This is a genomic window from Saccharopolyspora sp. 6V (assembly GCF_020176785.1).
GTDB classification, from domain to species: Bacteria; Actinomycetota; Actinomycetes; order Mycobacteriales; family Pseudonocardiaceae; genus Saccharopolyspora_C; species Saccharopolyspora_C gregorii.
Genome location: NZ_JAIUKB010000091.1, coordinates 1 through 10,382 on the forward strand (window position 1 = coordinate 1; position 10,382 = coordinate 10,382).

Annotated in this window: 10 protein-coding genes; 8 read left to right on the plus strand and 2 right to left on the minus strand. The window is 72.1% G+C overall.

The window, feature by feature from the left end:
• Positions 1 to 162 precede the first annotated feature (162 nt).
• The gene (locus LCD35_RS30010) at positions 163 to 432 is read left to right on the plus strand and encodes a hypothetical protein (protein WP_255615167.1); all 270 of its coding nucleotides are present in this window, start codon (positions 163 to 165) and stop codon (positions 430 to 432) included.
• Positions 433 to 444: 12 nt separating this feature from the next.
• Here LCD35_RS30010 and LCD35_RS18085 read toward each other — a convergent pair whose 3' ends face one another.
• Both LCD35_RS18085 and LCD35_RS18090 read right to left on the minus strand, forming a co-directional pair.
• A complete protein-coding gene (locus tag LCD35_RS18085; protein WP_224968710.1) occupies positions 445 to 1,734 on the minus strand; it encodes a hypothetical protein in 1,290 nt (429 codons plus the stop codon).
• Positions 1,731 to 2,108: a hypothetical protein gene (locus LCD35_RS18090; RefSeq protein WP_224977960.1), complete on the minus strand. Its 378-nt coding sequence runs from the start codon at positions 2,106 to 2,108 to the stop codon at positions 1,731 to 1,733. Before LCD35_RS18090 ends, LCD35_RS18085 begins: the two co-directional genes overlap by 4 nt.
• A gap of 95 nt (positions 2,109 to 2,203) precedes the next feature.
• Between LCD35_RS18090 and LCD35_RS18095 the strand changes: the two genes are divergently transcribed.
• The 7 genes from LCD35_RS18095 (at position 2,204) to LCD35_RS18125 (ending at position 10,277) form a co-directional block, all read left to right on the plus strand.
• Positions 2,204 to 4,078, plus strand: coding sequence for a hypothetical protein (locus LCD35_RS18095; RefSeq protein WP_225044507.1), 1,875 nt, complete (start codon positions 2,204 to 2,206; stop codon positions 4,076 to 4,078).
• Positions 4,075 to 4,329 carry a hypothetical protein gene (locus LCD35_RS18100; RefSeq protein ID WP_224959001.1) on the plus strand — a complete coding sequence of 85 codons (255 nt, stop codon included), beginning with the start codon at positions 4,075 to 4,077 and terminating at the stop codon, positions 4,327 to 4,329. The genes LCD35_RS18095 and LCD35_RS18100 overlap by 4 nt, the downstream gene beginning before the upstream one ends.
• 298 nt (positions 4,330 to 4,627) lie before the next feature.
• Positions 4,628 to 4,909, plus strand: coding sequence for a hypothetical protein (locus tag LCD35_RS18105; RefSeq protein WP_224959004.1), 282 nt, complete (start codon positions 4,628 to 4,630; stop codon positions 4,907 to 4,909).
• Positions 4,910 to 5,001: 92 nt separating this feature from the next.
• A complete protein-coding gene (locus tag LCD35_RS18110; protein WP_224959006.1) occupies positions 5,002 to 5,826 on the plus strand; it encodes a hypothetical protein in 825 nt (274 codons plus the stop codon).
• Between the two features lie 10 nt (positions 5,827 to 5,836).
• On the plus strand, positions 5,837 to 7,714 hold the full coding sequence (locus tag LCD35_RS18115) for a fumarate reductase/succinate dehydrogenase flavoprotein subunit (RefSeq protein WP_225044508.1): 1,878 nt from the start codon (positions 5,837 to 5,839) through the stop codon (positions 7,712 to 7,714).
• A 9-nt stretch (positions 7,715 to 7,723) separates the two neighbouring features.
• Positions 7,724 to 8,470, plus strand: coding sequence for a succinate dehydrogenase/fumarate reductase iron-sulfur subunit (locus LCD35_RS18120; RefSeq protein WP_224959008.1), 747 nt, complete (start codon positions 7,724 to 7,726; stop codon positions 8,468 to 8,470).
• A gap of 646 nt (positions 8,471 to 9,116) precedes the next feature.
• Positions 9,117 to 10,277, plus strand: a complete 1,161-nt coding sequence (locus LCD35_RS18125; RefSeq protein WP_224959010.1) for a S8 family peptidase — start codon at positions 9,117 to 9,119, stop codon at positions 10,275 to 10,277.
• The last annotated feature ends 105 nt before the right edge of the window (positions 10,278 to 10,382 follow it).

Below are 10,382 nucleotides of genomic sequence, written 5' to 3' on the forward strand. Positions count from 1 at the left end.
GGTTGCGGTGGCGACGGTGGGGGCGGTGGGGGGAACGGCTGAGCGCGGCGTTCCGGGCAGGTTTCCCGGAAACGGCCCCGCCGCCGGTGCGCGCTGGTAACTTCCGGTCGGTCCGCTCGAACCGGAGAAGCGGACCGGAGTGGGAACGAGGAGGCGGCGGTCGTGGCCGTGGCGTTGGTCGTGCTGGTCTCAGCGGTCGTGGTGGTCCTCGTGGTGGTCTCCACCAGGCGGGGTTCCGGCAGGCGGGTCTCCCGCGGACGCGGCACCGGCGGTGACGGTGGAAGCGGCGGGGACCAGGGCTGGGTGGTCCACAGCGCGGACGCGAGCGGGCACGGTGCGCACCACCACGACTCGGGGTCCGGCAGCGGTGACAGCGGCGGTGGCGACAGCGGCGGCGGTGGCGGCGACAGCGGTGGTGGCGGCGGCGACTGATCCGCGTCCGTCCTAACCGGACAGCAGCAGGAGTAGCCCGACGCCGGTCAGGAACACCATCGCCAGCACCACCGGCAGCTGGCCGACCCGCGCGCCGCGCGCGTCGAACAACCGCAGCGCCTGGTCGTGCGCGGCGGCGGTGCTCGCGATGTGGCCGAGCACGATCGCGTTGATCTGTACCATCGCCACCACTCCGGGTGAGAGCACCGAGTAGTCCGGCACGTTCCCGGCCGAGCCGAACAGGTCCAGCCCGGTCCCGAACGGATCACCGGCCAGGATGAACGGCTGCTGCCCCTCGATCACGAAGAACGAGAAGTAGTGCGCCACGCCGTAGCCCACGGCGATCGGCAGCAGCGTCGCGGCGAACCGGGCGGCCGGCGGCTCGGCGCTGCCGGACAGCCGCGCGCTCCACCGCATCGAACCGAAGTACAGCGCCGACACCCCGGTGACGCACACCAGCAGCCCACCGCTGCCCACCAGCACGTCCGGCAGCCCGGACGCGTTGCGCAGCGCCTGCCACCAGCTGGTGCGGGTGAACCCGTCGAACGCGGTGGAGCCGATCAGCACGCACGCCAGCCCGGCGAGCCCGGGGACCGGGTCGGCGCGCACCAGCCCGGCCAGCGGGTTGCGCAGCACCACCGTCCCGTCGGCCCGCCTGCCCAGCGGGGAGAACCGGGCCAGCAGCGTCGAGTACACCTCGAAGCCGTCGCCGCGCTCGAACCACACCGGACCGTAGCGGGCGGCCGCCGCCAGGTTCACCACCGCGTAGCCGACGATCAACGCGGTCACCAGCCGCGGATCGGCGCGGTCCGGCGCGACCAGCTCCAGCCACACGAACCCGAGCAGCCACGCGGCGGCGACCCGGTAACCGAGCCGCGGGGGCAGCGGGCGCGGCGCGCGTCCCAGCCGCAGCAGCCGCAGCAGGGTGCGCAGCGGGTTCACCGCCCGCCACACCGGCCCGAACAGCACGCTCACCGGGATGAGCCCCACCCAGAACGTCACGAACAGCACCCACGGGGCCAGGTTCCGGTTCGTCTCCGCCGGGCCGAAGGCGCCGACGGCGACCACGAACACCGCCAGCAGCAGCACGGCGATCCGCACGGTGCCGAGCAACCGGTCGTGGCGCACGGGCAACCGCACGGGCCGACCCGCCTCGGGGTCCAGCCACGGCTTCGACCACAGCGCGACGAGCGCGAGGAACGAGACGGCGACGGCGAGCGCGCCGCCGACGACGGCCGCAGCGCCGTTGAGCGGCAGGTCGGTGCGGCCGCCGAGGCCGTGCGCGAGGACCGCGGTGCTCACCGGACTGCCAGGCTGGGCAGCGACAACCCGGAGTGGTGCAGCTCGACCTCGAACACGCCGGGCATGTCGGCGGTGAACTCGATGACCCCGGCCCGCCCGGGGGTGAGCTGGACGGCCTCGTCGAAGCCGTGCACGTGCGCCTCGTCCGGCTGGTCGCTGCGCACCTGGTAGCGAACCTGCGAGCCCAGCGGCACCGGGACGCGCGCGGTGCCGGTGCGCACCTGCCCGCCCGCGACTTCGGCGTCGATCACGACGGGGGCGGCGTTCTCCGCGGCGGGCCGGTCCGCGGGCCGCGGGGCGGGCGCGCCGCAGCCGGAGAGCAGCAGGGCCGCCGCCGTCGACGCGCATCCGATGAGCCGCCAGGTCGTTGTCATGGCGTTGGTCCTTCCGAGGTCACTCCGGCCGTTGACAACAATCAATGTCACATTCGGGGATGACATTGTCCAGCTTCTGGTGTTCCATGACCCGCATGAACTCGACCCCGGCAGAGCAGCCCTGGACGACGCTGCTGGCGCAAGAGGTGCGGCCCGCGGGAGGTGCCGCGCTCGACCAGATCTTCATCGCCTCCGGCGGCGCCACCGCGCTCACCCTGCTGCTGCTCCTGCTCGGCTACGGGCACCGCACCGGGCGCACCGAGGTGCTCGCCCGGCTCGCCGAGCGCTCCCAGCGGGTGCTGCCCGGCGGGTTGCCCGGCTGGGTCGCGCTGCCACAGATCCTCGCGATGATCTCGCTGCTCACCGCGCTGCTCGGGATGTACTGGGACATCTCCCTGCACATCACCCACGGCCGCGACGAAGGCCCGCTCGCCAACGTCGCGCACTACCCGATCCTCATCGGGCTGTTCGGGCTGTTCGCCGCGGGCATGCTCGCCGTGGTGCTGCCCAAGGGCGAACCCGTCGGCCGCGCCGCCGTGCGCATCACCCGCGACTGGCACGCCCCGATCAGCGGCGTGCTGCTGGCCGGCGCCGGGTTCTACGCGCTGCTCGGCTTCCCCCTCGACGACGTGTGGCACCGCATCTTCGGCCAGGACGTGACCCTGTGGGGGCCGACGCACCTGATGCTCATCGGCGGCGCCGGGCTGTCCCTGGTCGCCGTGGTGCTGCTGGAGCGCGAAGGCAGGCTGGCCCGCGCCGACCTCGGCGAACCGCGTGCGCTGTCCCGGTTCGTGCACCGCGGCATGGCCGTCGGCGGGCTCCTGGTCGGGCTCTCCGTGTTCCAGGCGGAGTTCGACTACGGCGTGCAGCAGTTCCGCATGGTGCACCAGCCGTTCATGATCGCAGTCGCGACCGGGTGCGCGCTCGTCGTGGGGCGGCTGTGGGCCGGGCGCGGGGCGGCGTTGTTCGCCGTCGGGTTCTACGTGCTGGTGCGCGGCGGCGTCGCCGTGTTCGTCGGGCCGATCATCGGCGAGGAGTTCGCCGCGATCCCGCTGCACCTCGTCGAAGCGCTCTGCGTCGAACTGGCCGCGGTGTTCCTCGTCCGGCGCCCGCTGGTGCTCGGCGCGGTGGCCGGCCTGCTCATCGGCACCGTCGGCTACGCGTCCGAGTACGCCTGGACCCAGGTCGCTTTCCCGCTGCCGTGGAGCGCGGACATGGCCGTCGAAGGCGCCGTCATGGCCGTCGCGGGCGGCGTCCCCGGTGGCGTGCTCGGCGCGCTGCTGGCGCTGGCGCTGCGCGGCGCGCCGCCGAAGCCGAAGGTCTCGGCACCGCTGTTCGGCGGCGCCCTCGTGGTGATCGCGCTCGCCGTGACGAACGCGCTGATCGGCACCGCGCCGCCGGTGCGCGCCGACGTCACCCTCACCGACGTGCGCGGCGGACAGCAGGACCGCACCGCGCAGGCCGTGATCCGGATGAGCCCGCCAGGCACCGGGCAGGACGCCACCTGGCTCACCACCACCGGCTGGCAGGGCGGCGGCCTGCACGTCGACCGGCTGGTGCCGATCGGCCCGGACACCTACCGCACCACCCGGCCGATGCCGCTGCACGGCACCTGGAAGACCATGATCCGGTTCCACCAGGGCCGGGCGCAGGTCGCGATCCCCGTCTACATGCCCTCCGACACGGCCATCGGCCTGCCCGCCGTGCCCGCCGACGCGCAGTTCAGCCGCGACTCCCAGCCCGAGTGGCAGGTGCTGCAGCGCGAGACGAAGCAGGACGTGCCGTCCTGGCTGTGGGTGGTGGCCTCGCTGGTCGTGCTGGCCTGCTCGCTGGCCCTCGTGCTGTCGCTCGGCTGGGGCGCGCACCGCATCGGGCGCGTCGGCGCCGACCGGCCCGAGGCGATCGAGCCGGAAGCGGTCGAGCCCGGAGCGACCGAGAGCGGAGCCGCGGCGGAGAGGGCTGCGCGGTGATCCTCGCGGGCACGCAGATCCTGGCCAGCCATCCGATCATCACGGCCGTGCCGTTCTTCGTGCCCACCTTCGCGGTGCTCGCCGTCGTCGGCGTCATCGTCTACCGGGACCGCTGCCGGTCCGAGGACGGGGACGCGGTCGGCGGCGCGAGCGCGGACACCACCAGCGGCCCGGACATCGAGGACGGCGCCGACCCGGCCGGAGCCGGGGACGGCACCACCGCTCGGACCGGGGACGACGGCGCAGTCTGAGCCGGGGACGGCACCACGGCCCGAGCCGGTGCGGGCGCCGCGCGCGGAACCGCCGTCGCGGGCACCACCGGCCACCGCGACACCACCGCTCCCGGCGGCACCGCCACCACCCGCGACCCCGCCGACGGCTGAGGCCGTCCCGGTCACCGCGGGTTCCCCGCGGAGCCCGGATCCGGTCCGCCGCGGAGCTCGGTCGAGGGAAATCCCCGAAGTCGACCATGTGGCCCTTGTCACATTCGGCGCCCGAGGGCACTCTCGGAGACGTCGATGCGACGACCCGTACGAGAGGTGCTCGCCCATGGCTTCGACGACCGAACTGACCGATGTGCAGCGAGTGCTGGGGCAGCTGCGCAGCAGCGTGGGCATGCTCCGTTCGCGCTACGGCGACGCTGCGGCCGTGCGCCGCCTGAGCAACGATGTGGAACGACTCGAGATCGACCTTGCCGAGCTGTCCGCCCTGCCCGCCCCGCGCCGCGAGATGGCCGGCGGCGAAACGGTGATGGTGCCGGACACGCCCTACGACCCGGCGTTGTGGCGCGACGCGGACGACGAAGGGGTCGGCGGGCGCCAACCGCACTGAACCGGCCGCCCCGGGGCCCGCCCGGAACGACCCGGCACGACACGAGATCGAGGCGCACCAGGCCGCACCGGACACCGACGACGAGGTCAGCCATGTCCGCACTCCCCGGTATCGATCCGTTCGGCGCCGAACCCGCGCACCCGCCGGGGCCACCGGACCCGCGGACCCGGCGCACCGACCGGTGGTGGCTGGCCCCGCTGCTGACCGCCACCGGGCTGGGGCTGTTCCTGGTCTACGGCCTGATCCGCACCTTCATGAACACCGCCTACTGGGTGCCCGAGCACCACTACCTGGCGCCGTTCTACTCGCCGTGCCTGAGCGCGGCCTGCGTCCCCGGTTCGAGCCACTGGGGGCAGCCGTTCCCCGCGCTGGGCCCGCTGCTGCCGCCGCCGGTGTTCGTGCTGCCGTTCGTGTTCGGGTTCCGGCTGACCTGCTACTACTACCGCAAGGCCTACTACCGCTCGTTCTGGCTGTCGCCGCCCGCGTGCGCGGTCGCCGAACCGCACCGCACCTACACCGGGGAGACCCGGCTGCCGCTGGTGCTGCAGAACTTCCACCGGTACTTCTTCTACGCGGCGCTGCTCGTCGCGGGCGTGCTCACCTACGACACGGCCATCGCGTTCCGCGGTGCCGACGGCGGGTTCGGCGTCGGGCTCGGCACTCTGCTCATGGTGGTGAACGTGCTGCTGCTGTGGGCGTACACGCTGTCCTGCCACTCGTGCAGGCACCTCGTCGGCGGCCGCATCAACCACTTCTCCCAGCACCCGGTGCGGTACTGGCTGTGGACGAAGGTGACCGCGATGAACGCGCGGCACATGCAGCTGGCGTGGGCCTCGCTGATCTCGGTGGCGCTGGTGGACCTGTACGTGCTGCTGCTCGCCTCGGGAGCGTTCCCCGACCCCCGACTGTTCAACTGAAGGGCCCGCGATGCGGATCGAGCAGCACGACTACGACGTGATCGTGATCGGCGCGGGCGGCGCGGGGCTCCGCGCGGCCATCGAAACCCGGGAGCGCGGGCTGCGCACGGCGGTGGTGTGCAAATCGCTGTTCGGCAAGGCGCACACCGTGATGGCCGAAGGCGGCATCGCCGCGTCCATGGGCAACGCCAACCCGCACGACGACTGGCAGGTGCACTTCCGGGACACCATGCGAGGCGGGAAGTTCCTCAACAACTGGCGGATGGCGGAGCTGCACGCGCGGGAAGCGCCGGAACGCGTGTGGGAGCTGGAGACCTACGGCGCGCTGTTCGACCGCACCGCCGACGGCAAGATCAGCCAGCGCAACTTCGGCGGCCACCAGTACCCGCGGCTCGCCCACGTCGGCGACCGCACCGGGCTGGAACTCATCCGCACCCTGCAGCAGAAGGTCGTGTCCCTGCAGCAGGCCGACTTCGCCGAGCACGGCGACCACGAGGCGCGGCTGAAGGTGTTCCCCGAGTGCACCGTCACCGACCTGCTCAAGGACGCCCCGGACGGGCGCATCGCCGGGGCGTTCGGCTACTGGCGGGAGAGCGGCCGGTACCTGCTGTTCCGGGCACCCGCCGTGGTGCTCGCGACCGGCGGGATCGGCAAGTCCTTCAAGGTCACCTCGAACTCCTGGGAGTACACCGGCGACGGCCACGCGCTGGCGCTGCGCGCCGGAGCCGCGCTGATCAACATGGAGTTCGTGCAGTTCCACCCCACCGGCATGGTGTGGCCGCCGAGCGTGAAGGGCATCCTCGTCACCGAATCCGTGCGCGGCGACGGGGGAGTGCTGCGCGACGCGGCGGGCCGCCGGTTCATGTTCGACCACGTCCCCGAGGTGTTCAAGGACGCCTACGCCGACACCGAGGACGAGGCCGACCGCTGGTACGAGGACCCCGAGAACAACCGCAGGCCGCCGGAACTGCTGCCGCGCGACGAGGTGGCGCGGGCCATCAACACCGAGATCGGAGAGGGGCGTGGCAGCGAGCACGGCGGGGTGTTCCTGGACATCGCGACCCGGCTGAGCCCCGACGAGATCCGGCGCAGGCTGCCGTCGATGCACCACCAGTTCCGCGAGCTCGCCGACGTCGACATCACCGCCGAGATGATGGAGGTCGGGCCCACCTGCCACTACGTGATGGGTGGCGTCGAGGTCGACCCGGACACCGCGGCTTCCGGGGTGCCGGGGCTGTTCGCGGCCGGTGAGGTCGCGGGCGGCATGCACGGCTCGAACCGGCTCGGCGGCAACTCGCTGTCCGACCTGCTGGTGTTCGGCAGACGCGCCGGCATCGGCGCCGCCGACTACCTGGCCGGCGCGGGACGGCCCGCACCGCGCGAGTCCGATGTGGACGATGCGGCGCGGCGGGCGGAGCGGCCCTTCGAACCCGCCGCGGGCGACGCGGAGAACCCGTACGCGCTGCACGCCGAACTCCAGCAGGTGATGAACGACCTCGTCGGCATCATCCGCACCGGCGAGCAGGTGCGGGACGCGCTGCGGCGGCTGCGCGAGCTCGACGGGCGGGCCCGGCACCTGGCCGTCGAGGGCAACCGGCAGTTCAACCCCGGCTGGCACCTCGCCCTCGACCTGCGGAACATGCTGCTGGTCAGCGAATGCGTGGCCCGCGCCGCCGTGCAGCGCACCGAGAGCCGCGGCGGGCACACCCGCGACGACCACCCCGGCATGGTCGCCGAATGGCGCCGCACCCTGCTGGCCTGCTCCCTCGGCAGGGACGGGGTGCGGGTCGACGAGCAGCGCCAGCCCCCGGTGCGCCCCGACCTGCTGGAGCTGTTCGCCGCCGACGAACTGCGCAAGTACTTCACCGACGAGGAACTCGCGGGCTGAGGAGGCCGAATGAGCTACCTGGCGCACCTTCGCGTGTGGCACGGCGACGCCGACGGCGGCGAGCTGCGCGACCACGTCGTCGAAGCCGAGGAGGGCGAAGTCGTGCTCGACCTCGTGCACCGGCTGCAAGCCACCGAATGCCCGGACCTGGCGGTGCGCTGGAACTGCAAGGCGGGCAAGTGCGGCTCCTGCTCCGCCGAGGTCAACGGCAAGCCGAAGCTGATGTGCATGACGCGGATGTCCACGTTCGCCACCGACGAGATCGTCACGGTGACGCCGCTGCACACCTTCCCGGTGATCAAGGACCTGGTGTGCGACGTCTCGTTCAACTACGTCAAGGCCCGCGAGGTCCCCGCGTTCGAACCGCCCCCCGGCCTCGCGCCCGGCGAGTACCGGATGCAGCAGGTGGACGTGCAGCGCTCGCAGGAGTTCCGCAAGTGCATCGAATGCTTCCTGTGCCAGGACGTCTGCCACGTGATCCGCGACCACGAGGACAACCAGGAGGCGTTCTCCGGGCCGCGGTTCCTGATGCGGCAGGCCGAGCTGGACATGCACCCGCTGGACGCCCGCAGCACCGACCGCGCCGGGGAGGCGCGCACCGAGCACGGGCTCGGCATGTGCAACATCACCCGCTGCTGCACCGACGTGTGCCCCGAGCACATCCAGATCACCGACAACGCGCTCATCCCGTTGAAGGAGCGCGCCGCGGACCGCTACTACGACCCGCTGCTGCGGCTGTTCCGCAAACGTCGTTGAAAGCCGCGCGCGCATTGCGCTCGGCGATGTGATCGGATGCAATGCGCGGGGGCGACGATCGGATGTCCGATCTGTTTCGCGGTGAACGACCTCGTTTCACCTGACGGGAATCGTGCACTTACGGTGGCTCGGATGAACGCGCACGGTGATCAGGCTCTTCGAATCGGTCTTTTCGGGCTCCGGATGGGCGCGCTGGGCGGGCTGCGCCTCGGCGGGCTCGAAATCGGCCGCGCGGGCGGTGTTTCAGCAGGCGAGGCAGCGGGGGCTGGCGGAAGTGGTCGCTGAGCTGCGGCATCGCCACCGTCCTCCACGTTTTTCCCGCGCTTTCCCAGCTTGAACAGTAAAGCCGCCGCACGCGGCGTGGGAATGATGGCAAAGTCCCGGTACGTGTCCCTCGGCACTTTCGCCCGAATCGCTCCCAGCATTCAGGAAAACGCCAGATGAGGACTGTCAAGATGGAGATCTTGAACGTCATCTCCGCACGTCGAGAAGGGGTGGCGGGTTCTAGCCACGTCTTTGTTCGAGCTCGATCCGCTGGTTACGTTCCTGGCATCCGAGTCAATTAGAGCAATCGACTCCAGTGCCTCGGGCGGTGCGTCCGCCGGGAAACTTGTCGGTTCGTGACGGAGGGAATCCCGTGAAGAAAATGCTGTTCGGTGCCGGAGCCGGTCTGTCGGCCGCGGCGCTCGTGGTCGCAGCGGTCCCCGCACTCGCCGCCGCCCCGCAGGAAGACCTGGCCCCGCTGACCATGCACACGGCCAACGCGGCCGGTGCCGGCGACTCCTTCGTCGTCAACCTCAAGGACGGCGCCAACGCCGCCGAGGTCGCCAAGGAGCTCGGCGTGCAGACCAAGCACGTCTACAACAACACCCTCAACGGGTTCTCGGCGACCCTGAGCCCGCAGCAGCTGCACGACGTCCGCGCCAACCCGGCCGTCGACGGCGTCTCGCAGTCCTTCCGCATCCAGGTGGAGAACCCGCACGCCGCGGCCACCGGGTCCTGGGGCCTCGACCGGATCGACCAGCCCGACCTGCCGCTGGACGACAGCTACACCCCGGCCCAGACCGGACAGGGCGTCACCGCCTACGTCATCGACACCGGCCTCGCCGTCGACCACCCCGACTTCGAAGGCCGCGCCTCCATCGGCTTCGACGCCACCGGTGGCGACGGTGCCGACGTCCAGGGCCACGGCACCCACACCGCGGGCACCATCGGCTCCAAGACCTACGGCGTCGCGCCCGGCACCGAGCTGGTCGGCGTGAAGGTCCTCGGCGACGACGGCAGCGGCACCACCGACGACATCATCGCCGGCCTCGACTGGGTCGCGGAGAACGCGAACGGCCCGTCCGTGGCGAACATGTCGCTCGGCGGCAGCAAGGACCCGGCGCTCGACGAGGCCGCCACCGGCCTGGTCGACAAGGGCGTGTTCCTCGCGGTCGCCGCGGGCAACGAGTCGCAGGACGCCGAGAACGTCTCCCCGGCCAGCGCCGAGGGCGTGTTCACCACGGCGGCCTCCGACGAGACCGACACCTCCGCCGAGTTCACCAACTTCGGCGCCACCGTCGAGGGCTACGCCCCCGGCGTCGACATCACCTCCACCGTCCCCGGCGGCGGCACCGAGGCGATGGACGGCACCTCGATGGCCAGCCCGCACGTGGCCGGCGCCGGTGCGCTGTTCCTCGAAGCCAACCAGGGTGCCGCCCCGGCCGACGTGATCAAGGGCCTGCAGAGCGGGGCCTCGACCGGCGTCATCCAGGGTGCGCCGCAGGGCACCATCGCCGACCTCCTGCAGGTCGAAGCGGGCTGACGCCCAGCACGATCCCGGTGGTGGGGGGGGGGGGGGCGGCGCCCCCCCCCCCCGCCCCCCCCCCGGGCCCCGTCGGTGGTTGGATGGGGTGTGTGGACGCCCCCC